Raw genomic sequence first — 24,183 nt, forward strand, 5'->3', positions numbered from 1 at the left:
GTTTTCGTCTTTAATATTAAGTGTTTTTGATATAAAATAATTCATGGACGCATGATCTCCTTTATTATGGTTTGGGCACTTTTAATAATAGAGGTCATTGCGTCTTTTTGCATCTAAAAAGTAAAAAATCGAACAAGCAACATTTATAATTTAAATGCCACCAGTCCGATTTATTATAGAACCTGAAAAGTTTAATCCCCTTCACCTACTCAATAATTGAGAAAGGATGAAGGGGATTATTTATATTGTAAATTTAAATCACTTAGCAAAAAATGAGTTTATTATTTTTCAGCTTTAAGTTCTTCAAATTTTAAGATTGGTTTACGAGCTGCAGTCGTTTCATCTAATCTATCAATAATTGTTGTATGAGGTGCTTCTAATACTTTATCTGGATCTTCCTCTGCCTCTTTAGCAATTTGTAATAAAGCATCAATAAAATGATCTAATGTTTCTTTTGATTCAGTTTCTGTCGGTTCAATCATCATTGCTTCATCAACAATTAATGGGAAGTAAACTGTTGGTGGATGTACACCAAAGTCTAATAAACGTTTAGCCATATCTAATGTACGTACACCAAGTTTTTTCTGTCTCTTACCACTTAGAACAAACTCATGTTTACAGAATTGGTCAAATGGAATATCAAATGTATCTTTTAAGCGTGCTTTAATGTAGTTAGCATTAAGAACTGCTGCTTCAGATACTTCTTTAAGTCCTTGATAACCCATACTGCGAATATAAGTGTATGCACGTAAATAAATACCAAAGTTACCATAGTATGGTTTTACACGTCCAATTGAATATTCAATGTCATTATCGTATTCGAAGCGATCTCCATTTTTTACAACTAATGGCTTAGGTAAAAATTCACGTAATTCTTTTTTAACACCAATTGGGCCTGCACCTGGTCCACCACCGCCGTGAGGACCTGTAAATGTTTTGTGTAAGTTTAAGTGTACAGCATCAAATCCCATATCACCAGGACGTACTTTATCCATAATAGCATTTAAGTTAGCACCATCATAATATAGCAACCCGCCAGCTTCATGTACAATGTCACGGATTTCCATAATATTAGTTTCAAAAATACCTAAAGTGTTAGGGTTTGTTAACATAATTGCAGCTGTTTTTTCACTAACTAGTTCTTTTAAGTGTTCAATGTCTACTTCGCCTTTTTCGTTAGATTTAACAGTTACAGATTTAAATCCTGAAAAAGTAGCTGATGCAGGGTTAGTACCGTGTGCAGAGTCTGGAACGATTACCTCATTACGTTGCGTATCGCCATTTTTAAGATGATAAGCTTTGAAAATCATTAATGAAGTCCACTCACCATGAGCTCCAGCAGCAGGTTGTAGTGAAATTTCATCCATACCTGTAATTTCTTTCAATTCTTCTTGTAAGCTATAAATAATTTCTAAAGAGCCTTGAACTTGATCAACATCTTGTAAAGGATGTGATTCAGCGAAACCATTCAAACGTGCAACTTTTTCATTAATCTTTGGATTATATTTCATTGTACATGAACCTAATGGATAAAATCCTGTATCAACACCAAAGTTTTTATTTGAAAGCTCAGTATAATGTCTTATTAAATCTAATTCAGAAACCTCAGGGAATTCAGCTTTCTCTTTACGAAGGAATTTTTTATCTAAAATTTTATCTGCTACATTATTGTCAATTTCTTTTGGTGGTAATGAGTATGCAAATCGACCTGCTTTAGAACGTTCAAAAATTAATGGGCTTGATTTACTAACCATTAAGTTCACCTGCTTTCTTAACAAATGTATCTATTTCATCTTTTGTACGTAATTCAGTAACAGCTACAAGCATATGATTTTCGAATTCTTCACCAATGACACCTAAATCAAATCCACCAATAATCTCTTCATCTAGAAGTGATTTATTAATTTCACTGATTGGACGATTGAATTTAACTACAAATTCGTTATATGAAACATCATCATATACCTCGAAACCTTGAGCTTTAAATTGTTCTTTAGCATAGTTTGCGTTTTCTAAGTTTTGAACCGCAATTTCATAGATACCTTCTTTACCTAGTGCTGACATCGCAATTGAAGAAGCTAATGCATTCAATGCTTGGTTTGAACAGATATTTGAAGTTGCTGTTTCACGACGAATATGTTGTTCTCTAGCTTGTAAAGTTAAAACAAAACCACGATTTCCATCATCATCTTGAGTTTGTCCTACTAAGCGACCAGGCATTTTACGCATTAATTTTTTAGTTGTAGCGAAATAACCACAGTGAGGTCCACCAAATTGAGTAGGAATACCGAATACTTGTGTATCTCCTACAACAATATCAGCTCCAAATTCACCTGGAGGAGTTAATAAACCTAATGATAACGGATTAGCATACACAATAAATAATGCTTTAGTATCTTTAACATATGATTGGATAGCTTCTAAATCTTCAATTGAGCCAAAGAAGTTTGGGTATTGAACTGCTACAGCAGCAGTATCATCATCAATTGCTTCTTTAAGTTTATCTAGATCAGTTATTGTACCATCTAATTCAACTTCAACTACTTCATAATCATCATGAATTTTTTCATATGTGTGTAATACTTGTAGCGCTTGATAATGTATACCTTTAGAAACTACAATTTTATTCTTTTTCGTTTTTCCCCAAGCTAATAGACATGCTTCAGCAAAACTTGTTGGTCCATCGTACATTGATGAGTTTGCAACATCCATTGAAGTTAATTCACAAATCATTGTTTGGAATTCAAAAATCGCTTGTAACTCACCTTGTGAAATTTCAGGTTGGTAAGGTGTATAAGCTGTATAGAACTCAGATCTTGAAATTAATGAATCAACAACAGCAGGTGCATAATGATCGTAAACACCAGCACCTAAGAAACTTGTATGTGTTTCTTTAGTAATGTTTTTATTTGCAACTTTATTTAAACGTTTTAATAATTGTGTTTCTGGTTCAGCTGCAGCAATATTTAAATCTCTATTTAATAGAATATTTTCAGGAACGTCACTATATAGATCGCTAATTGAATTAACGCCTATCGTTTCTAACATTTCTTTTTCATCTTGTTCAGTTAATGGAATATAACGATGACTCAATGTCTACACCCCTTATTTTTTGATTTGATTTTTTTTGACGATTTGTGCTTTGACTTGACGCTTTCTGATTTGAATTAATACTTCTTTACCCATCTCAAATTTGTCACGTTGGATAATACCTAAACCAATAGATTCACCAGATAATGGTGATTGTGTACCAGAAGTTACTTTACCAATTTCATTACCATCTAAATCTAAGATAGCATAGTCCGTTCTTGGTATCCCTTTTTCAACGATTTTCAAACCAATTGAACGTCTTGGAGCACCATTTTCTTTTTGCTCTTTAAGTACAGATTTTCCAATAAAATCTTCTTCAATTAAAGGTTTTGCAGCGAATGCAATGCCGCCCTCGTAAGGTGTAATATCTTCAGTTAAATCTTGACCGTGCAGTGGTAAACCTGCTTCCAAGCGTAGTGTATCACGTGCACCAAGACCACATGGTGTAACATCATATTTTAATATTGCATTCCAAATATCAACCACATCATCAATGTTACAGTAAATTTCAAAACCGTCTTCACCTGTGTAACCTGATTGAGATAAAATCACATTTTTACCAAAAACATTAACATCTTTTAAAAATTCAAACATTGATAGTTCACTAACATCAGTATCTGTATTTTCTTGAACGATGTTACGTGCATTAGGACCTTGAATGGCAAGTTGTCCATACTCTTTAGAAACATTTTTCACTTCTGCGTTAAAATTGTTTTTATGATTATTAATCCACTCGAAGTCTTTATCAGTATTAGCTGCATTAACTACAAGTAAATACTGATTGTCATTTAGTTTGTAAATAACTAAATCGTCAATAACTCCACCGTTTTCATTACACAATGCAGTGTATTGAGCTTTTTTATCAGTTAATAAATTAACATCATTTGATAAGACATATTGGGCTAGCTCTTTTGCTTGCTCTCCTTCAATCAGTATTTCTCCCATATGACTAACGTCGAACAAACCAGCATTTTGTCGTACAGCATTATGTTCTTCTTTAATACTAGAAAATTGAACCGGCATTGCCCATCCACCAAATTCAACAATCTTAGCTCCAACATCAACATAATGTTGGTACAGTGGTGTTTTTTTCAAATCTTGAACCATTGTATACCCTCCTAGAATCCTAATAAAAAACAGAGTGTATTTATGAATACAACCCTGTTGATATACCTTCAGGAACGCGTCGCAATATTATCCTTTTGCCTGAGAGATTCGTATTATACTTGCTCCTTCGGCGATGGATAAACCATGCTCTCTAATATTGGTCGTCCGCATTAATAAATTGATTTAGTTCATTAAGTGTTCTATCAAATGGAATGTTTGATGATAACTTAATGAATGCGATTTCATTATACCGTGAATAACGCTTAAAATACAAGTTTTTTACAGTATTATAATTTTGACCAAACGCATTAGGTCGATTTTTATCATTTTTGATACGAGTATATAGCGTGTCGAACGGCGCATCAATCCATATTATAGGATGATTGATAGAGTTTAAATAATTAAGTGAACGTTCTGATTCTACAATTCCACCACCAGTTGCAATAATATCGTATTTCTTTATAACTTCTTTTAATGATTTTAATTCAATCTTTCGAAATTCTTTTTCTCCATATCTTTCAAATATTTCAGGTATAGATAAATTCATTGTTTCAACAATATAACGGTCTAAATCGACAAATGTTAAGTCATTTAATTGTGCAAATTCTTGACCTATTGTTGTTTTTCCTGATCCCATAAAACCAATCAATATTATAGGTAAATTTGATTTAATCATTAATATCACCTTTTTGCAATGTTAAATTTATTTCATGAATATAATAGTCATTCAATGCATCTAACGCTTGTAGTTTCACAGTGTATATTACTAAATAAAAAGAGATAAAAAAAGTATAACTAGAAAAAATTACGAATAATAAAGGGAGTGTAAATCCTTTATTAGAATAAACATTGTGCTTCAAACCATTTGTCTCCTTTGTAATATTCATATTTCATTATGATGTATTTTTGGTTTAACTTAAAAAACTTAACATTTCTCATTTGATTAAAGACGGTAATATTGCCTTTACCATTTACTGTTTTTATTAATTTAAAATTGTTTAATTTGTACGTTATTGTTTGATTATCATTAAGTATATTCAGTTCATTTGAATAGTTTTTGAAAGTGACACTTTTAGCCTTTTGGATTTTCGTAGCAACTTCTTTTGACATTAATTCAATATCATAAGTTCTATCTTCTAATATTAATGTTTTATAGTTTTGTAAGTTAAATATAAGTATAGGAATTATTATAATAATTAATGATTGTATAAAAAGTGAAAATACGGTCTCAATCATAGTAAAACCCTTAGTGCTTAAAACAAATTGAGTTGTGATATTTTGAATTTTCGATGCATATTTTTTCTTCATGAGGTATAATTATAAAATCTTGAATGTTCATCCTTTCTCTTGGAATGTTATGTTCTAAAATAATGAAAAAAGTTCGATGTGTTTCTAAATCAGATTTTAAATCGTTGTATTCATGTTCTAATGAATTAAATATATATATTATAGAAAAGCATAATATAGAAATGATAAACAAAGCGAAAGTAGCTTCTAAATATGTGTATCCCTTTTTTATTTTAAATATACGATCCTATACCTCCCTTGTTCAATATGAAAAATCACTTTAAATTTCCTATTATTTAGTTGCAATTGTAATGTTCCAAAGTTATTTACATTGCCGTATTCATCTATAGATAAATATTCTAAATTTGATTCGGGTGATAGCTTTAAAGGTGTTAAAGGTATAAATAATGTTTCTCTTGGATTATGCATAACCACTTTTATATCATTTTGTTTCTTTCTGAATACTAATAGAACTGGAGATTTATGCTTAATAGCTTGAGCTTGATACAAATCAATTTTAGTTGTAAATAATTTTGATTGTAATTTAATTTGATTTTCAGAAAGTAATTTTGGTGGATGAGATAACATTAGAAAAGTCATTAATGATATAATACTCATCACGATCAACATTTCAACGAGTGTAAATGCCATTTTATGATGTAACAGCTTCACCACCTCTTATTGATATTGTTTCTCCAGATTTACAATTTTTTTGGTTTTCTTTGATATATCCTTCTCTTACTAAATCATCAATTGAATTAGGCTTAGAATTAAATTTTAAAGTATAAGCTTCAATTTGGCTGTCTACTAATTTGAGTTGTGCATTGCAACCTGTTCTTTGGATATGTTCTGATTGTTTAGCTATATTTGGTATGATTAATATGAGTAGTACACTGATAATTAGTAAAACAAGTAACATTTCAATTAAAGTGAAAGCTTTATTTCTGCGTAAATAAGTAAATAATTTTCGTTTCATAAAATAATCTCCTAACTTTGTATTGTTTGTATCATTTCGAAAACTGGTAGCATCATTACGAGATAAACGGATAGTATCAATATGCTTATAAGAAAAAACATTATAGGTTGAATCCATTTTATGTGATTTGAAATAAATGATTCGATATGTTCTATTAAGAAGTAACTATAAATATTCAATTCAATTTCTAACCTATCTCTTTTTTCTCCTTGTTCAATATAAGAAATGAAATGATGTTCAAAACAATTTAAATCCGATAAGATTTTAGAAAATGTTTTCCCTTTTTTAATTTCACGTTGTAAATGATGACCTAAAAATTTAAGAAATACACTTTCATCTTGTGTGACATAAATATTGACAATGTCATTAATAGAGATACCATTCATTAAAAATAAAATAAATTGATTAGTAATTTGATACGTCATTAAGAGCTTGTAATATTTATTAAAAATCGGTATTTTTACTAAGATTTTTACTTGTTTTTCAATATTTAGTATAGATAAGTACTTTCTAAATATTTGTATAAAAGTACCTATCAACAAAATTGTTAAAACTAGTATTATTGGAAAATTTGATATGAATTGTTTCAAAAAGATTTGTGTAAGTGAGATTTTTACTTGCATAGATTCATACATATATTCAAACTGAGGCATTACTGTAAAGTTTAATGTAATAATTAATATTAAGAATATAGCAAGTAATATTAAGGGGTATTGTACTGTTTTAATTAATTTTGATTTTAAGATTCTATTTTTTTCATAATATTGATGACATCGTTTTAATGTCTCAGGTAAAGTACCGTACCGTTCAGCAAAGTATATCTGCATTAGTATAGTTCTCGGAAATTTTAACATTTTAAATAATGTATAACAGTCCATACCGGTTTCTAAATGGCTTTTAATATGATTAACATATGATTGATCATTTAAATTTAATTGATCAATTATAAATATTGTTGCTTCTGCTAAAGTAAAACCATGGTCTAATAATTGGTATAGCCTTTTAATAATAATAAGATGTGCTTTGTTGACTAATTTTTGCGTCTTTTTACTTTTGATAACGTCGTAAAGTTGTTTCATCAATTACGCCTTCTTTTTCTAGTAAAGCTAATTTATCAAAAAGAGTAATGAATTGGTTTGGTAATTGATAATTATTTGATAAAAAGTAATCAATATCTGAATGTCTCATTGTCTCATATACCAGTTGCCGCTCATAACTTTTTGTTGTAATTAGTCGTTGATTAACTACTAAGTTAACAGCTTGTATTAAATCCTGCTGAGTAGTGCCCATTTCTAACAATCTGAGTAACACCCCACTACAATCAGAAGCATGTATTGTAGAGAGTACAAGATGGCCACTTAAGCTTGCTTGAATGACATCTTTAGCGATTTTCTCATCCCTTATTTCACCAATTAATATAACATCAGGGTCACAGCGCAATATGGCTTTTAATGAAGTTCCATAAGTTATATTGGCTCTTTCATTAACAGAAATTTGAGTTATACCATTTAAGATTTGTTCTACAGGATCTTCAATTGTAATTATATTTAAATTCAAACGTTCTTTCGCGTAAAGAACCATTTGATACATTAATGTACTTTTCCCAGCGCCAGTAGGACCACTAAATAAAATAAGACCTTGTTTTTTCTCCATAATACGTTTAATATCGTCAATTGGTTCATTAATTGGTTCATTAGTTGATGTCTGAAAATATTGAGGAGTTATTCGTACGACGCAGCTTTCAATTCCAAGATTTAGGGGTAATGTTGAAACACGAAGAAAATATAATGATTGATATTCGTATAGATATCTTCCACTTTGTGCTTTATGATGTGATGAAATATCTAAGCCAGCTTGAAATTTTATAAGAGTAAGTAATTTTCGATAAATATCTAGATTCAAAGTATCATATAGAATCAATTCATCTTTTACTCTTAGTTTAATTTCTACTTGCGATTGTGATGGAATAAAATGTACATCTGAAGCTTGTTGTTGTATTGCATAATGCAAAACATTGTCCAATAATAATTGCATAAAAATCACCTCTCACATATACACACGTAAGAGGTGACAACATTACTTTAATTTTTTTATAAATATGGATTCATAAGTTCATTTGAAATTGTTGTTGAAGGACCATGACCGGGATATAAAGGTAAAGTATCATCTAAAGAAAAGATTTTATCTTTTATAGAATCAACTAGTGTTTCATAATCGCCTTTATATAAATCTGTTCGTCCTATTCCATTATTGAATAAAGTATCTCCAACAATAGCAAAGTCCTTAAAAACATATGTTAAACTTCCTGGAGAATGTCCCGGTGTATGAAGCACTTCAAATTCAAAATTACCAAGTTGGTGATTACCTTCTCCTAATATTTTAGGAGTAGCATCACTTTTAATTATCGGTAGTCCGAATGATTCGAAATGTGCAGAGCCATTTTTCTCAGGTGATTTAAGAAAATCTACTTCATTTTCATGAATATACACATCTACTGGATATTGACTTAACACTTCATCTAAGGCACCAATGTGATCGAAGTGTGCATGTGTTAATAATACAGCGACTAAGGCTTTCTGAGAGGATTTAATTTTTTTAATAATTTCATCAGCATCTGCCGCTGGATCAATTAATATGAGTTCATTTTCGTTTTCAACAAAATAAGTATTAGTACTAACTGGTCCTAATATAAGTGATGAAATTTTCATATTTATCCTCCTATCAATTATTTTAAATGTTTTTCAACTGATTTTAGTTTATCATTCATTTTACGAGTTTTATCACGTCTATCATCAATTCGAATATTTGTACAAACACGATCTAATCCTTTGTTAAAAGGAAGTTCATGAATAGCTTGTACTACTTCAAATAAATCTTTCAAGTCACCTTCAATTAACGTATTCATTGGAGTTAGTTGATAGTCAATTTTTCCATCCTTTTTAAATTCTTCAAGTTTTGTTTGAATTTCTGCAACATATTTACTTACACTAGGCCCTTCTGTACCTACTGGAATTACTACTACATCTACAATTGCCATTTTGAATTACTCCTTATCTATAATATATGTTTTGATGAGTCCTGCTGCGCCTACCATTCCTGCATCGTTCCCTAGTTCTGCACGAACAATTTCAGTATTTTCTTGCGCTGGTGTAAATGTAAGATGAAAATATTCAGTTTTGATATTTTCAATCAGAATGTCACCAGCATCTGACATTCCTCCACCCAGAATAATGTATTTAGGGTTAGTTGTTACACTTATAATGCTTGCTAAATATGCAATATATTGTGCTACTCGCTCTGTAATAAAAATACAGAATTGATCGCCCTCTTTAGCAGCATCAAATACAGCTTTAGCGGTAACTGTATTATTTTTAATTAATTCAAGAATTGAAGACTTAAACGTCAATTTAGGATAGTAAAAATTAACTAAATTAATAACTCCGGTTGCTGAAGCTACTGTTTCAATACACCCCCATTTACCACAGTTACATTTGAATCTTTGATCATGATCAACTCTAAAATGACCTAATTCAGCTCCAGAACCATTATGACCGTGCACTATTTTCCCATTTGAAATGATACCACCACCAAGGCCAGTACCAAGCGTTATAGCAACTACATCATCCGCATCTTTACCTGCACCATTAAATTTTTCACCTAATGCTGCAACATTTGCATCATTATCTACAACTACAGGAAAATCTACGAATGATTTCATAATTTCAATAACATTTACTTTATCGGGCCAATTTAAATTTACAGCTCCGCGAATAATACCATGTTCAAAATCAACTGGACCTGGAATACCTATTCCCATCCCGATAACAGATTCCATTAAAAGATTTTTTTCTTCCATTTTACTAACAAAAGCTTCATATATTTGTCTTAAGAGTAGTCGGCCAGTTGTATCAGATATATCAGTTTCAATTGACCATTTTTCTAAAATTTCTAATGAATCATTTAAAATACCTAATTTACAAGTTGTTCCTCCGACATCAGCAGATAAAATTATGTTTTTAGTCATGTAAGTTCCATCCTTCTCTGATTGATTAATCTTTTTGATTGAATATAGTCGTCTCTATTTATCAATTGATGATGATACAAGTTTTCTATCTCATTTTCAATCATAACAAGTCTATCCTCTTCTTTGTCAAAATAAATGATGAAGCCATATTTTTTTAACAGCTGAAGAACATCATAAAGTGTTTTAAGATTTGTTTGCATTCGTATCATCCAATTCTTTTTTTAAATTTTGATAATTGTGGTTATTAGGTTCTGATTTTAATGCCTTATCAATAAATTTTTTTGCATTTTTGTTATCACTTAATGATCGATTTGCAAGAGCTATTTGGTAATTTAGAGCGGCTGAATTAGGAAATTCACGCAAACCACGTTCCCATTCATCCATAGCTTCTGCTTTTGAATCTTGAGTTGCGATAATTAAACCGGATAAAACATAAGTTTCATCATCATTATAGTGATGCTTTTCAGTATTTTGAATCATACTTTTAGATTTAGTAAAGTTTCCATTATGCATCTCTTTTTGAATAATTTCATTATAAATATTAACATCTGGAGTTAAAAAAATTTTAATAGTACTAACTATCAGACATAAAATACTTAGAATTAGTAATACATAAAAATATTTTTTTGAATTCTTCTTATAAAAAGATAAATATATAATAATAAATCCACCTAATAGTCCAGATAAGTGTGCGACAATATTAACATTTCTAACAAGTAATGTGATCACAGCCATAATAATTATAGCAATAATAAGTTGGATTAGAGTTTTATGAGTGAATTTTTTACTGATAATCATTAAAGCTACCAGAGCACCTAATAATCCAAATATAGCACCACTTGCACCAACAGAAAACCCTTGTGGTAAAATTGCTAAAGAAATTAAATTGCCGAATATACCTGAAACTAAATAAACAGCTAATGTTTTTAAACTACCAATATGTGCCTCAACAAGTTTTCCAAAAATATAAAGCGAAAACATATTAAAAATTAAATGCTCAAAGTTCAAATGTAAAAACATTGAAGTAATTAATCTATACCATTCACCTTGGACTACGTTAAAATGAGAAAGCGCACCTAAGTTTATGATTTCAATATCGCTACGATGAGGTAAAAATAATGTGATCATTAGCCATATTAAAACGTTAACAATAATTAAGATATTAGTGATAGGTGCAAATCGATACATTGATTGCTCTACTACATTTGTATTTAAAACTTTCTTTTTATAGTCATCTTGAGATTTTTTATCATTTTTAGTGATAAAAAATTTAACTAAAGAATGATTATTTATGTTATTTAAATCTTTACCTGTTAAAATGGGATGAAAAAATAGGTGAACAGGATTTGTTATATTTAAAGAACTCGCATTAAACGTTTTATCTGTAAAAATGAAGAAATCGTATTTACGGATGCTATGATTCAAATGTTCTTTGAGTTGTTTATCATGATCGATTATTTTGTTTTTATCAAAGTCCAATTCCTGTGATGTAAAGGTACCATATTTAAATATTGCGACATGTTCTTTTTTAGAATTGAAAAGCCATACTTCATTACGATCAGGTTCATAGTGTATACATCGATAGTTTAAATATCTAATCCACAAATAAGCTGTTTTCCAAAGTTTTTGTTCGTCTATCATCTATATCCTCCATTAATCTATTTTATTTGTATCTGCAATGATGAGCTCAGATATAGGACGATCATGAGATTCAGTTGGTAAATGTTCATAAACTTGAAGATCATAAACTAAACTTATTGTTTTAGGATTGTGTTGTGATAAGTAGCGATCAAAATATCCACCACCATAGCCAATTCTATATCCTTTAGTATCGAAAGCAACTCCTGGAACAATTACAAGATCTAATTCATTATTAATAGATGTTTCTTCATTTACGAAGCGAATTCCCTTTTCATCAGTATCAACTTGATTTAGATTGAATAATTGTTGAAAATTCATAGTACGATGTTGATAATTAGTACTAGGAACATAAATTTTTTTACCCAAATCTAATGCTTTTTTTATAATTTTGTCAGTTTCAACTTCGTGAGGCATTGATAAAACAATTCCGATTGAGTTAGACTCTTTAAATTTAGGATGTTGAATCAATTGTTCAAATAGCCATTTATCTGACAGTTTTTTTGTAGATTTATTCATACGCTTCATTTTGTTTATTGTTTCAGATCGAATTTCTTTTTTATCCAAAATAAGAACCTCCTTACTTACGTATTATTATACAATGCATGTATAAGGATGTCATGATATGTAAATGAAAAATATAAGCACAATTTGAAAAAATATGATTTTAATTTCCAAAATAATAAAAAAAGACTAGAACATATTGAGTTCTAGTCCAAGATTGAATTTGTTTTATTTTGTTTCACGATGCAAAGTATGTTTATTATCACGTGAACAGAATTTTTTCATTTCAACTCGCTCAGGATTATTTCTTTTATTTTTAGTAGAAATATAATTGCGGTCTCCACATTCTGTACATGCTAATGTAACGTTAACACGCATACTACCCCTCCTAATCTTCTTCAAAATACGACCTTCTTATAATATCATTTTATATCATTTTAGGAAAGGATTATTTTTCATAAGATTCATAATGGTGACCAGTATAAAAATAATACATATGTTCAGCTATATTAACAATGTGATCACCGATACGTTCTAAATATCGAGCTACTAAATGCGCTTGTCCAGCTACAAATGGATCGTTATCTATTAGGTAAGTCGTATTTATGATGTCTTTGTATAAATCATCTATATCAATATCACGTTCAATTATTTCTTTTACAAGTACGATATCTCGATTTTTAGAAGCATCATTTAAATCTTTTAGCATTAATAATGCTAATTTCCCCATAGTTTCAAGACGCATTGTTATATAATGATCAGTGAATTGAACACGTGTTCTTATTTTAGCTATATTCGCAGCATTATCACCCATTCTTTCAAACTCATTAGCTATTTTTAAAGCCGAAATCATAAGACGTAAATCTGTAGCAATGGGTTGTTGACGTGTAATTAACATGACTACCTTATCATTAATTTCATGTTCTAATTCATTGATAGCCCTATCTTGTTTAATAAGTTTACGAGCATGTGTAATCTCACTATCTGTTAACACATGGATAGATTTGTTTATACTAAAATAAACGCGTAAACCAAGACGCCGTATATCTTTATACAGTTCATTTAGCTGATCTTCATACCGTTTACGAATAATACTCATTAGCCAAAACGTCCTGAAATATAGTCTTCTGTTTGTTTATCACTTGGGTTTGAGAATATTTTATCAGTGTTATCATATTCATTAACATAACCGTTTAAGAAAAATGCTGTTTTATCTGAAACACGCGCTGCTTGTTGCATATTATGCGTAACAATTATAATAGAATAATCTTTTTTAAGATCTTGAACAAGTTCTTCAACTCTCAAAGTTGATATTGGATCTAATGCTGATGTTGGCTCGTCCATCAGAATTACATCAGGCTCAATTGCTAAGCAACGTGCAATACAAACACGTTGTTGTTGACCACCCGATAAACCATATGCGTTTTGATTTAATCTATCTTTTAATTCGTCCCAAATCGCAGCACCTCGTAATGATTTTTCAACAATTTCATCTAATATTTTTTTATCTTTAATACCATGTATTTTTGGTCCATAAGTAATGTTATCATAGATAGATTTAGGAAATGGATTAGGTTGTTGAAAGACCATACCTACATTTGTACGTAGTTTTTCAACAGGATATTTTTTTTCAAAAATATTTTGATCTCTATAGAATATTTTACCTGATGTTTTTACTCCAGGAACTAGTTCAACCATTCGATTTAGTGTCTTAATGTAGGTAGATTTCCCAGATCCTGATGGTCCAATTATTGCTGTAACATTCTTTTCTAAAATATCTAGATTAACATTTTTTAATGAATGTTGTTCACCATACCACAAATCTAAGTTTTGTGTTGAATATACTATACGTCTTTCTTTATCTGTTAAATGATCTGAGTTAGTATTCATTTTTTGGCTTACAAAACTTGAATCACCTTTATTTGTTTGGTGCTTTAAATCTAAATCTTTATTTTGACTTGTTATAGTGTTTACCATAAACAAAACTCCCGTTCATTTTTATCTTGAATTATTTGTATATTTATTTCGAATAAATATAGCTATAGCATTTAGTACTAATAGAATAATTAATAATACAATGATTGCACCTGATGATAGTGCCTCAAAGTCAACACCTGGTTTTCGTGCCCAGTCGTAAATCTGTAAAGGTAATGTTTGAAAAGAATCTAAAATACTATTAGGTGTTCTTAAAAGTATGGTTGGAATACCAATTGCAACAAGTGGTGCTGTTTCACCTATAGCTCTTGAGATTGCTAAAATTATTCCTGTTACAATCCCAGGAATTGCAGCGGGTAAAACTACATTTTTGATTGTTTGCCATTTGTTTGCACCTAGTCCATATGATGCTTCTTTAACTGATTGCGGTACAGAGCGCAATGCTTCTTGACTCGCTACAATAATAACTGGCAAAATCAATAATGCTAAAGTTAAAGCGGCTGCTAATACGGAATTTCCTAATTTCATAAGTGCAACGAATATAGTAGCACCTAATAATCCATATACAATAGAAGGTACAGAAGCAAGATTTGAAATATTTACTCTTATAAAACGAGTTAAAGCATTATCTTTAGCATATTCTTCTAAATAAATCGCACTTCCTACACCTAGTACTAATGCTATAGGTATTAATGTAACCATTAACCATAGTGTACCAATTAGAGCTCCTTTTATACCTGCTGATTTTGCAGATGATGAAGAAAAATTACTAAAGAAATCTAAACTCATAATTGGAAGGCCTTTTCTTAAAATGTCAATGATTAATATTGCAAGAACAATTAGACCTATCATCGTACATGCAAACGATAGAACCTTAAATATTTTATTTTTACTAGCGCGTGCAGAGAGCTTTTTTTCTACTACTGATTGATCTACTAAACCCATATTAATACTCCTCTCTGTAACGTTTCGTAATCCATTGCGAAATCATATTCATAATTAAAGTAAATATAAATAAAGTAAATCCAACTGCGTAAATACTATAATATAAGTCAGAACCATTTGTTGCATCACCTTGAGAAACTTGAACAATATACGCAGTCATTGTCTGAATTGAATGCGTCAGACTTAAATCTGTGGTAGGAGTTGAGCCAGCTGCTAATGATACAATCATTGTTTCTCCTATTGCACGAGATATAGCCAATACAATTGATGCCATAATACCTGAAGTCGCTGCTGGAATAATGACTTTAAAAATCATTTCTATTTTAGTTGATCCTAAACCAAGCGCTCCTTCTCTAATTTTGTTGGGTACAGAAGACATCGCATCCTCACTCATACTGGCAATCATTGGAATAATCATGACACCTACAACTAAACCAGGACTTATTGCATTAAAACTTGCAATAGATGGAAAAATCGTTCTTAAAATTGGTGTTACAAAAGTTAATGCAAAGAAACCATATACAATTGTAGGAATCCCAGCTAAAATTTCTAATATCGGTTTGATAATTTTTCTAGCTCTTTTTGATGCAAATTCACTTAAGTAAATTGCTGCACCTATCCCAACAGGCACGGCAAATATAGTTGCGATTATAGTAATTTTTAAAGTACCTATAATAAGTGCCCATATTCCGTATTTAGGATTGGAAGAAAATGGATTCCAATCTGTTTCTAGAAAGAATTTATGAATTGGAACACGCGTGAAAAATGTAATTGTTTCCGTTAACAACGTGATTACAATACCTATAGTAGTAAGAATTGACACAATCGCGATTAAGAATAAAATTATTGGCATTATTTTATTACTTAGCGATGAGCTCGAATCACTTTTTTTGCGTATCATTTCACGTATATTTTGTTGTGAACTCATTTAACTTACTCCTTTTGTGATGTATATTTGAAATATTGACCATACGACTTTAATAGTTAAGCTATCTAAAAAATAGCATGAGCTGAGTAGAGTAAAGATACATTTCAATGTCTTCTTTAACTCTGCTCAGCCTCGGTAGGATGATTTAGATGAGACATTGAAATTGGTAGTCATATTTCTGTCTTCATCTTTTATCAACATTTAGTGACTATTCATTCATCAATTATTTTTTACTTTCACCAGTTAGTTCTTGAAGTTTTTTTAGTTGTTCATCGTATTTTTTCTCTGGTAAAGCGACATAATCTACTGCTGAAGCTGCTTTTCCTTTATCTTCTAAAGTAAATTTCATAAATTCAGCAAATGCTTTATTTTCTTTTAATTTTTGGTTATTAGCATATACGAATAATGGTCTACTTAATGGATAAGAGCTATCTTGAATAGTTTTTTCATCAGGTTCTACAGCTTTGCCATCTTTTCCTACAATTTTAACTGCTTTTAAATCTCCTTCATTTTCTTTAAAGAAGTTATAAGCAAAATAACCGATACCATTTTCATTATCTTTAACAGAACTTACAATAACGTCTGTATTTTGGTTTTTCTCTGCCTTGATTTCTGCGTCCCCAGTCACTTCTTCTGTAAAGAAGTCATAAGTTCCATGAGATTGGTCTGGTGAAAAAGCTTTAATTTCTTTGTCAGGCCATTTTGAATTAACATCTGACCATTTTGTAGCTTGACCCGTATAAATCTTTTTCAAATCATCTAAAGAAAGTTGATCCACAAAATCATTCTTTTTATTTACTGCAACTGTTAAACCATCTTTTGCAATTTCAAATTCTGTATAATCAATATTTTTATCTTCGAGTTGTTGTTTCTCTTCATCTTTGATGGGTCGAGATGCATTAGAGAAATCTGTTTTACCAGCAATAAACTGTTTAAATCCATCACCAGTACCTGAAGTTACATTTTCAAGTGTAATTTTAGTATATTTTAATGAAAAATCTTCATTTAACTTTTCAATAATTGGTGCAACCGTAGAAGACCCGTTCCCTTTGACAGTACCTTCAACATTTGTATTTTCAGATGAAGATTTGCTATCTCCACCATTATTACCTTCTTGACTAGCGCCACCACAAGCACCTAGTAGTAAAGAAGCACCTAAAACTGTAGAACCTAATAATTGCCATTTTTTCATTGAAACATCCTCCTAGAATAATAATCAGTCGCTTTATGATTACAGTTCTAGAATACGTTCTATTTGTAAAACAGCCATAAAGCTAGTGTAAAGTTTATGTTAAAAAACTATAAAAAACGCCATCGACTATAAATAAGTCAATAGCGTTGTGTCTTAACATCGATATGAAGTTTTTCGCACTTTTATTGGTAATATGTTATGAATCAAAATAATAATTAATGATATCTTTACCTAAATCCCCACCATTAAGCCAAGGTTCTGGAACAGGTTGATTTGTATATACAATGGAAAATGATAACTTTGGATTGTCTATAGGTGCATATCCTACATATGTCGCATTTACACGAGGTTCCCCATTTTGGAAAACTTCAGCTGTTCCCGTTTTACCTGCAGATTTAACAGCTGTATTATGAAAACTTTGATATCCAGTTCCGTCTACATCATTGAATACCATTTTAAATCCTTGTTGAACTTGATTAATTTCTTCAGGTGAATTATTAACACGATTTAGAACTTTACCTTTAATTGTACGTTTTACTGGGCCTAGCGCATCTGTATTGGTTGCCTTACGTATTTCTTTTCCTAAATGAGGTTGTATTCTATATCCATCGTTAGCAATAGTTGATACATATTGCGAAAGTTGTAAAGGTGAATACGTATCATACTGGCCTATCGCAAGGTCTAAATAATTTCCAGGATTGTCTGTTAATGGTTCAATTTGTCCACTAACTTCATTTGGTAGATCAATTCCTGTTTTTACACCTAATCCAACTTGGTTTAAGCCTTTTCGTAATTTTTGACCTGGTTCAGATACATCCTGAGGTAAACTCATACCCTGACTAAAATCAAGGCCTGCAATTTTTAAAGCTGTCTTAAACATATAAACGTTTGAAGAATGCATTAAAGCTTCTTTATCATCAATCAATACGCTTCCATCTTGGTTAAAGTAAGAATGTTTTGAAAGACCACCGCTAAAATTAAGTGGCTCGTCAATCATTTTTTCACCAACATGAATCACATTATTCTGATAACCAGCGAGTAAGACCCCACCTTTGACAGATGAACCTACTGCATACTGAGTTGTAAAGGTACCAATATCAAAATCAGTTAATGTTCCATCTTTATCAATTTGTTTACCTACCATAGCTAAAATATCACCATTATTAGGATCTTGAATTACCATCATTGCTGAATCCATATCAGTAGCCCCTTCTGAACGTAGCTTCGAAATTTGACGCTCTAAATATTCTTCAGCCTTTTGTTGGAGATTAATATCAATTGTTAAAACTAAATCATCTCCACGTGAACCTGGATTAACAACTTCTGACTCAATGATCGCACCTGATTTATCTGTAATGTAGCGCATTTCCTTTTTCTTTCCTCTTAAAATATTCTCATATTGAAGCTCTAAATAACTTTTACCGACGCGATCATTTCGAGAGTATCCCTTAGATAAATACATCTCAGTAAGCTCTTTAGGTAACCCCTCTTCTGGTGTAGAAACTGCACCAAGAATGCCTCGTAATGTATTTCCATATGGATATTTTCGATCCCAATCCATGCTTGTATTTATTCCAGGGAGATTTGAAAGGTTTTGTGATACAGCAGCATATTCTTCATTACTGATATCTTCATTTTTTATAGTACGGGGACTTAAAGTTGACCCTTGAGCCATCTCGCGATATATTGCGAGTATTTGCATATCAGTTTCAGTTAAATCTTTTAAATCATTTTTAGTAATTTTATGCAGCAATGATTCATCATATTCTTCTTGAGAAATATCACCGTTTTCATATAATTTTTGTTCATTTTTCATTAATTTCTTTACTTTATCTGGATTTTTTATAATCCAAAAATCTTTTTCATCACGTTCTGTTATTTTATCAGTATTCATACGAATCATAGTAGAAAGTTTTTTTGCTGTTTCTAATATTTCTTGTTGGTTCGTTTTTCTTCCTCTAGTATATGTAATAGATTTTTTTGATGCATTATCAACTATAACATTTCCGTTTCGATCAAGTATGCGGCCTCTCGGAACTGATTCATTAACAGTCACATTTTCACTTTCACGAATAAGTTGATTGTAATGAGCACCTTGAGCAATTTGTAAATACCCTAATCTTAATACAATCACAACAAACGATAAAATAATGATTGCAAAGATAAAATTGATTCGCTTATTCATATGGTAACGCATCTTCTCATCGTTTGTCTTTTCTTTCAAACGTTTTAACACTATTCTCAACCTCTATTCGATCAGTTTCTCTGTATTAAATAATAAATGATAATGTGATGTTTGGCTAACAATTTGTGAAACTTTTTAGTATAAAAATAAAGGCAAACCGAGTAAAAACCGGTTTGCCTATCTTACTTAAATATAATGACATAAATAGTCATATTACTCATTTATTAAAGCTTATTTAGCTTCTTTGTATAATTCGTCAACTTTTTCCCAATTTACAATATTCCAGAATGCTGAAATGTACTCAGGACGTTTGTTTTGATATTTAAGGTAATAAGCGTGTTCCCAAACATCTAAACCTAAGATAGGTGTTTTACCTTCTGAAATTGGGTTATCTTGGTTAGGTGTTGTAACAATTTCTAATTCACCATTATTTACAACAAGCCATGCCCAACCTGAACCAAAACGAGCTGCTGCTTTATCAGCAAATTCTTTTTTGAAGGCATCTAAAGAGCCCCATTTTTCATTGATTTTATCTACTACTTCACCTTTTTCTTCTGAATTAGGTGTTAATAAAGTCCAGAATAATGAGTGGTTTAAGTGTCCGCCACCATTATTACGAACGGCAGTTTTTTTATCTTCTGGAAGACTATCTACATTTGCGATAAGTTCTTCTAAAGATTTATTTTCTAAATCTGAACCTTCAACTGCTGAATTTAGTTTTGTAACATAAGTGTTATGATGTTTTGAATGATGGATTTCCATCGTTTCTTTATCGATATGTGGTTCTAATGCATCATATGCATAAGGTAATTTTGGTAGTTCAAAAGCCATAAACAATCATCCTCCTAATATTAATTCCATTTTAATTGTAGCAAGATTTTAAGAAATTTAACAATTAATATGCTTACAAAAAAGATTGTATGATTAATTCGATATCTTCTACTCATAGTATTAACGTATTGTAATGTTCTTAAACATCAAATATCTATAAACAGATTATTTTGTACTAACTGACTGCGTTATTGTATAATAAATACTGTCATTGAAAGATTTACTTTTAAAAAAGTGCATTTTCAATATTAATTTCATAAAAAAGGAGTCTCTGTCATGTCTGAAATTACACATCGTAAAAATACACGCCCTGTTAAAGTTGGTAATGTAACGATTGGTGGCGCTGATGAAGTTGTTATTCAAAGTATGACAACAACAAAAACGCATGATGTTGAAGCAACCGTTGCTGAAATCAAACGTCTTGAAGAAGCAGGATGTCAGATTGTACGTGTTGCATGTCCAAATGAAGAAGATGCACATGCGATTAAAGATATTAAAGCGCAAATAAATATACCACTCGTTGTTGATATACATTTTAATTATAAATTAGCATTAATCGCGATTGAGAATGGAGCAGATAAGATACGTATCAATCCAGGTAATATTGGTCGTCGCGAAAAAGTCGAAGCAGTAGTTGAAGCATGTAAAGAAAAAGGTATTCCAATCCGAATTGGAGTGAATGCAGGTTCTTTAGAAAAACACATTCTTAAAAAATACGGATATCCTACTGCAGATGGTATGGTTGAAAGTGCCCTTCATCACATTAAAATTCTAGAAGATTTAGATTTCCATGATATTATAGTATCAATGAAAGCAAGTGACGTTAATCTAGCGATTGAAGCTTATACTAAAGCGGCAAAAGCATTTGACTATCCTCTTCATTTAGGTATAACAGAAAGTGGTACATTATTTAATGGTACAGTTAAATCATCGGCAGGTCTTGGAGCTATTTTAGCTCTTGGTATTGGAAATACATGTCGAATTTCTTTATCAGCAGATCCTGTTGAAGAAGTAAAAGTCGCTAAATCTTTATTAAAAGCGTTTGGTTTAGCAAGTAACGCAGCTACTTTAATAGCATGTCCAACATGTGGGCGTATCGAAATTGATTTAATTTCAATTGCTAATGAAGTAGAAGAGTATATTGAAAAGTTAAAAGTACCTTTAAAGGTTGCGGTGCTTGGATGTGCTGTTAATGGTCCAGGTGAAGCAAGAGAGGCTGATATTGGCATTGCTGGAGCGAGAGGTGAAGGACTTTTATTTATGAAAGGTAAAACTGTTCGTAAAGTTCCTGAAGAGTCAATGGTAGACGAACTTAAGATTGAAATTGATAAATTAGCTAAAGAATGGGAAGATAATGCTAAAAGTGAAAGTAAAGATGAAAAAGTGCATTAAATAAATAAAGAGAGTTAGAACAATGTATTACTAAACTTAAACATTCTGTTTCTTGTTTAGTAATACTGTTCTAACTCTTTTTTACTTACATTTTTCGCAAATACCGTATACTTCTAACTTATGTGTCTCAATTTCAACGTTTGGTAAATGTTTTTTTATTTCTGGCATAGGGCACATTTCAATAACTTTTGTATCTCCACATGATTTACAAATAAAATGGTGATGGTGATGGTTTGTACAAGCGATTCTAAACTTCATCTCGCCATCCATTTCAGTTCCCTCAATAATACCTAATGTTTTAAATAAATGTAAATTTCGATATATAGTATCAAATGAAATACCCGGATAATTCACATTCATTTGTTTTTGTATCGATTTCGCATTGATATATTTATCTTCGTTTACAAAGATATTGATCATGTGTTTACGTTTATCAGTATATTTATGACCATTATCTTTTAAAATATTAATTGCTTCTTGTGTTTTCATGAGTAACCTCTCCCTTTACTTTTCTGGAAATTACTTTTTGATAGAAAAGCGTCAGACATAATAATGCTATTAATATAACTACAATTACTCCTCCAGGTGAAATATCTAAATAGAAAGCTGTAATGAGTCCTACTATAACTGAAAATTCACCAATTAAAATACTTATTAAGATAAATTGTTTGAATCCCTTTGTCCAACGCATCGCAATTGCAACAGGTAACGTAATCAATGCACTGACTAACAGAATACCTATGACGCGCATAGATGCAGAAATAACAAGTGCAACAATTACTATAAATAAAAATTGAATAATTTTAGGTACACCAATAATTTGGCTATATTCTGTATCAAATGAAAGTATAAAAAGCTCCTTATATAACATCATAATAAAAACTAAAACAATAATAGTAATAATGATAATTGTAAAAAGATCGCTTAATGATACAGCACTAATAGATCCAAAAAGCAATCCGACGATTTCTTGATTGAATCCATCAGCTAAAGAAATAAATATCGCACTTAAACCAATACCAGTGCTCATAATTATTGGAATAGCAATCTCTTGATAATCTTTATAAGATGTTCTTAATTTCTCTATTAAAAGTGCACCCACTATTGAAAATAAAATGCCAGTCCAAATCGGGTTTATAAAACTTAATATAGGTGATGATGATATTAAAAACATTCCAAACGAAATTCCACCTAGCGTTACATGGCTTAAAGCATCGGCAATTAAAGATAATCTGCGTACTACTATAAATGTACCTATTAGCGGTGCGATGAGGCCCACTAATATACCACTTATCATAGAATACCTTATAAATTCGAAATTTAATAATGCATCAATCATAAGCAACAATCCCTATCATGCTTATGATCAACAAATTTTATAGGGTGACCATAAATTTTTGAAATTTCAACTTCATCAAGTGATTTAAATTCAGCCGTCTTACCATGGAAATGCAAATGCTTATTTAAACAGGCTACTTCTGTCGCCGTATCCACCACTACACCAATATCATGTGTCACTAAAATAATCGTCACACCTTCTTTTTTTAGATGATCTAAAGTTGTATAAAATTCTTCAATGTGTTTTGCGTCAATCCCGTTAGTGGGTTCATCTAATATAAGTACTGAAGGATTAGAAACTAAAGCTCTAGCTATTAAAACCCGCTGTTGTTGACCGCCAGATAATGATGCAATATTTTTATCTTTAAGTTCGCTTATATTTAATCTCTTCAGAACTTGGTTAACTTTTTCCTCGTCAGAATGATTAAACCAACGCAATAGCCTTTTTTTTCGAGTTAAACCACTTAAAACAACCTCATTAACTGTAGCGGGAAACCCTGCTGTTACTGCTGATGCTTTTTGAGATACATAACTAATTTTATCAGTATTTGCTTTCTTATGATATGCATGGCCTTCAACTAAGATTTCACCAGATTGTATAGGTAATAAACCTAGCATTAATTTTAATAAGGTAGATTTACCTGCACCATTTGGACCTACAATGGCTAGAAACTCTCCTTTTTTAATCTGAATATTTATATTTTCTAATACTTTTTTATGTTCATAGAAAAAATCAATATTTTTCAATTCAAATATAGGTTGTACCATTAAGTTCACCTCATTTCAATACTATACATGTATATATTTTAAA

General features: G+C 30.8%; 27 protein-coding genes and 1 riboswitch. Of the genes, 1 reads left to right on the forward strand and 26 read right to left on the reverse strand.

Features of this window, described 5'->3' with window-relative positions; translation table 11 throughout:
* Window positions 1-281: 281 nt before the first annotated feature.
* The 23 genes from gcvPB to HHH54_RS08620 all read right to left on the reverse strand — a co-directional run bounded on the left by gcvPB (window position 282) and on the right by HHH54_RS08620 (window position 20,642).
* Window positions 282-1,754 (reverse strand): aminomethyl-transferring glycine dehydrogenase subunit GcvPB, encoded by a 1,473-nt coding sequence (gene gcvPB / locus HHH54_RS08510; protein WP_198618414.1) that lies wholly within the window; start codon window positions 1,752-1,754, stop codon window positions 282-284.
* Entirely contained in the window at window positions 1,747-3,093 is a 1,347-nt protein-coding gene (gene gcvPA / locus HHH54_RS08515) for an aminomethyl-transferring glycine dehydrogenase subunit GcvPA (RefSeq protein ID WP_198618415.1), read from the reverse strand. Before gcvPA ends, gcvPB begins: the two co-directional genes overlap by 8 nt.
* Before the next feature lie 12 nt (window positions 3,094-3,105).
* Window positions 3,106-4,197, reverse strand: coding sequence for a glycine cleavage system aminomethyltransferase GcvT (gcvT, locus tag HHH54_RS08520; RefSeq protein ID WP_198618416.1), 1,092 nt, complete (start codon window positions 4,195-4,197; stop codon window positions 3,106-3,108).
* A gap of 77 nt (window positions 4,198-4,274) precedes the next feature.
* A riboswitch (glycine riboswitch) is annotated at window positions 4,275-4,362 on the reverse strand.
* The gene (locus HHH54_RS08525) at window positions 4,349-4,879 is read right to left on the reverse strand and encodes a shikimate kinase (protein WP_198618447.1); all 531 of its coding nucleotides are present in this window, start codon (window positions 4,877-4,879) and stop codon (window positions 4,349-4,351) included. Its footprint overlaps the riboswitch before it by 14 nt.
* Before the next feature lie 155 nt (window positions 4,880-5,034).
* Window positions 5,035-5,433, reverse strand: coding sequence for a competence type IV pilus minor pilin ComGF (locus tag HHH54_RS08530; protein ID WP_198618417.1), 399 nt, complete (start codon window positions 5,431-5,433; stop codon window positions 5,035-5,037).
* Window positions 5,434-5,712: 279 nt separating this feature from the next.
* Window positions 5,713-6,156: a competence type IV pilus minor pilin ComGD gene (comGD, locus tag HHH54_RS08535; RefSeq protein WP_198618418.1), complete on the reverse strand. Its 444-nt coding sequence runs from the start codon at window positions 6,154-6,156 to the stop codon at window positions 5,713-5,715.
* Window positions 6,137-6,460 carry a competence type IV pilus major pilin ComGC gene (comGC, locus tag HHH54_RS08540; RefSeq protein ID WP_198618419.1) on the reverse strand — a complete coding sequence of 108 codons (324 nt, stop codon included), beginning with the start codon at window positions 6,458-6,460 and terminating at the stop codon, window positions 6,137-6,139. The genes comGD and comGC overlap by 20 nt, the downstream gene beginning before the upstream one ends.
* Before the next feature lie 11 nt (window positions 6,461-6,471).
* Window positions 6,472-7,539: a competence type IV pilus assembly protein ComGB gene (gene comGB, locus HHH54_RS08545; RefSeq protein WP_198618420.1), complete on the reverse strand. Its 1,068-nt coding sequence runs from the start codon at window positions 7,537-7,539 to the stop codon at window positions 6,472-6,474.
* Window positions 7,508-8,494, reverse strand: coding sequence for a competence type IV pilus ATPase ComGA (gene comGA, locus HHH54_RS08550; protein WP_198618421.1), 987 nt, complete (start codon window positions 8,492-8,494; stop codon window positions 7,508-7,510). Before comGA ends, comGB begins: the two co-directional genes overlap by 32 nt.
* Before the next feature lie 56 nt (window positions 8,495-8,550).
* On the reverse strand, window positions 8,551-9,168 hold the full coding sequence (locus HHH54_RS08555) for an MBL fold metallo-hydrolase (protein ID WP_198618422.1): 618 nt from the start codon (window positions 9,166-9,168) through the stop codon (window positions 8,551-8,553).
* Window positions 9,169-9,185: 17 nt separating this feature from the next.
* Window positions 9,186-9,497, reverse strand: coding sequence for an MTH1187 family thiamine-binding protein (locus HHH54_RS08560; RefSeq protein ID WP_198618423.1), 312 nt, complete (start codon window positions 9,495-9,497; stop codon window positions 9,186-9,188).
* Window positions 9,498-9,503: 6 nt separating this feature from the next.
* A complete protein-coding gene (locus tag HHH54_RS08565; RefSeq protein ID WP_198618424.1) occupies window positions 9,504-10,484 on the reverse strand; it encodes an ROK family glucokinase in 981 nt (326 codons plus the stop codon).
* Window positions 10,481-10,684, reverse strand: coding sequence for a YqgQ family protein (locus HHH54_RS08570; protein ID WP_198618425.1), 204 nt, complete (start codon window positions 10,682-10,684; stop codon window positions 10,481-10,483). Before HHH54_RS08570 ends, HHH54_RS08565 begins: the two co-directional genes overlap by 4 nt.
* Entirely contained in the window at window positions 10,668-12,125 is a 1,458-nt protein-coding gene (locus HHH54_RS08575; protein ID WP_198618426.1) for a rhomboid family intramembrane serine protease, read from the reverse strand. Before HHH54_RS08575 ends, HHH54_RS08570 begins: the two co-directional genes overlap by 17 nt.
* Before the next feature lie 12 nt (window positions 12,126-12,137).
* Entirely contained in the window at window positions 12,138-12,689 is a 552-nt protein-coding gene (locus HHH54_RS08580) for a 5-formyltetrahydrofolate cyclo-ligase (protein WP_198618427.1), read from the reverse strand.
* A gap of 165 nt (window positions 12,690-12,854) precedes the next feature.
* A complete protein-coding gene (gene rpmG, locus HHH54_RS08585) occupies window positions 12,855-13,004 on the reverse strand; it encodes a 50S ribosomal protein L33 (RefSeq protein WP_198618428.1) in 150 nt (49 codons plus the stop codon).
* A gap of 70 nt (window positions 13,005-13,074) precedes the next feature.
* Window positions 13,075-13,725: a phosphate signaling complex protein PhoU gene (gene phoU, locus HHH54_RS08590; RefSeq protein ID WP_198618429.1), complete on the reverse strand. Its 651-nt coding sequence runs from the start codon at window positions 13,723-13,725 to the stop codon at window positions 13,075-13,077.
* Window positions 13,725-14,516, reverse strand: a complete 792-nt coding sequence (gene pstB / locus HHH54_RS08595) for a phosphate ABC transporter ATP-binding protein PstB (RefSeq protein WP_432813803.1) — start codon at window positions 14,514-14,516, stop codon at window positions 13,725-13,727. Before pstB ends, phoU begins: the two co-directional genes overlap by 1 nt.
* Window positions 14,517-14,624: 108 nt before the next feature.
* Window positions 14,625-15,506, reverse strand: coding sequence for a phosphate ABC transporter permease PstA (gene pstA / locus HHH54_RS08600; RefSeq protein ID WP_198618431.1), 882 nt, complete (start codon window positions 15,504-15,506; stop codon window positions 14,625-14,627).
* A gap of 1 nt (window position 15,507) precedes the next feature.
* Window positions 15,508-16,407 (reverse strand): phosphate ABC transporter permease subunit PstC, encoded by a 900-nt coding sequence (pstC, locus tag HHH54_RS08605; protein WP_432813804.1) that lies wholly within the window; start codon window positions 16,405-16,407, stop codon window positions 15,508-15,510.
* 250 nt (window positions 16,408-16,657) lie between these two features.
* Window positions 16,658-17,626 (reverse strand): PstS family phosphate ABC transporter substrate-binding protein, encoded by a 969-nt coding sequence (locus HHH54_RS08610; RefSeq protein WP_198618433.1) that lies wholly within the window; start codon window positions 17,624-17,626, stop codon window positions 16,658-16,660.
* Between the two features lie 196 nt (window positions 17,627-17,822).
* The gene (locus tag HHH54_RS08615; protein WP_198618434.1) at window positions 17,823-19,862 is read right to left on the reverse strand and encodes a peptidoglycan D,D-transpeptidase FtsI family protein; all 2,040 of its coding nucleotides are present in this window, start codon (window positions 19,860-19,862) and stop codon (window positions 17,823-17,825) included.
* A 180-nt stretch (window positions 19,863-20,042) separates the two neighbouring features.
* Entirely contained in the window at window positions 20,043-20,642 is a 600-nt protein-coding gene (locus tag HHH54_RS08620; RefSeq protein WP_198618435.1) for a superoxide dismutase, read from the reverse strand.
* 276 nt (window positions 20,643-20,918) lie between these two features.
* On the opposite strand from HHH54_RS08620, the gene ispG reads away from it, so the two are divergent.
* Window positions 20,919-22,034, forward strand: coding sequence for a flavodoxin-dependent (E)-4-hydroxy-3-methylbut-2-enyl-diphosphate synthase (gene ispG / locus HHH54_RS08625; protein WP_232796304.1), 1,116 nt, complete (start codon window positions 20,919-20,921; stop codon window positions 22,032-22,034).
* A gap of 81 nt (window positions 22,035-22,115) precedes the next feature.
* Here ispG and HHH54_RS08630 read toward each other — a convergent pair whose 3' ends face one another.
* Genes HHH54_RS08630 through HHH54_RS08640 form a run of 3 tightly spaced genes read right to left on the reverse strand, consistent with a single transcriptional unit; the run spans window position 22,116 to window position 24,140 of the window.
* The gene (locus tag HHH54_RS08630) at window positions 22,116-22,523 is read right to left on the reverse strand and encodes a Fur family transcriptional regulator (protein WP_198618436.1); all 408 of its coding nucleotides are present in this window, start codon (window positions 22,521-22,523) and stop codon (window positions 22,116-22,118) included.
* Entirely contained in the window at window positions 22,501-23,373 is an 873-nt protein-coding gene (locus tag HHH54_RS08635; protein WP_198618437.1) for a metal ABC transporter permease, read from the reverse strand. Before HHH54_RS08635 ends, HHH54_RS08630 begins: the two co-directional genes overlap by 23 nt.
* Window positions 23,370-24,140: a metal ABC transporter ATP-binding protein gene (locus HHH54_RS08640; RefSeq protein ID WP_198618438.1), complete on the reverse strand. Its 771-nt coding sequence runs from the start codon at window positions 24,138-24,140 to the stop codon at window positions 23,370-23,372. Before HHH54_RS08640 ends, HHH54_RS08635 begins: the two co-directional genes overlap by 4 nt.
* Between the last annotated feature and the right edge of the window lie 43 nt (window positions 24,141-24,183).

This window comes from Staphylococcus canis (assembly GCF_016238445.1).
GTDB classification, from domain to species: domain Bacteria; phylum Bacillota; class Bacilli; order Staphylococcales; family Staphylococcaceae; genus Staphylococcus; species Staphylococcus canis.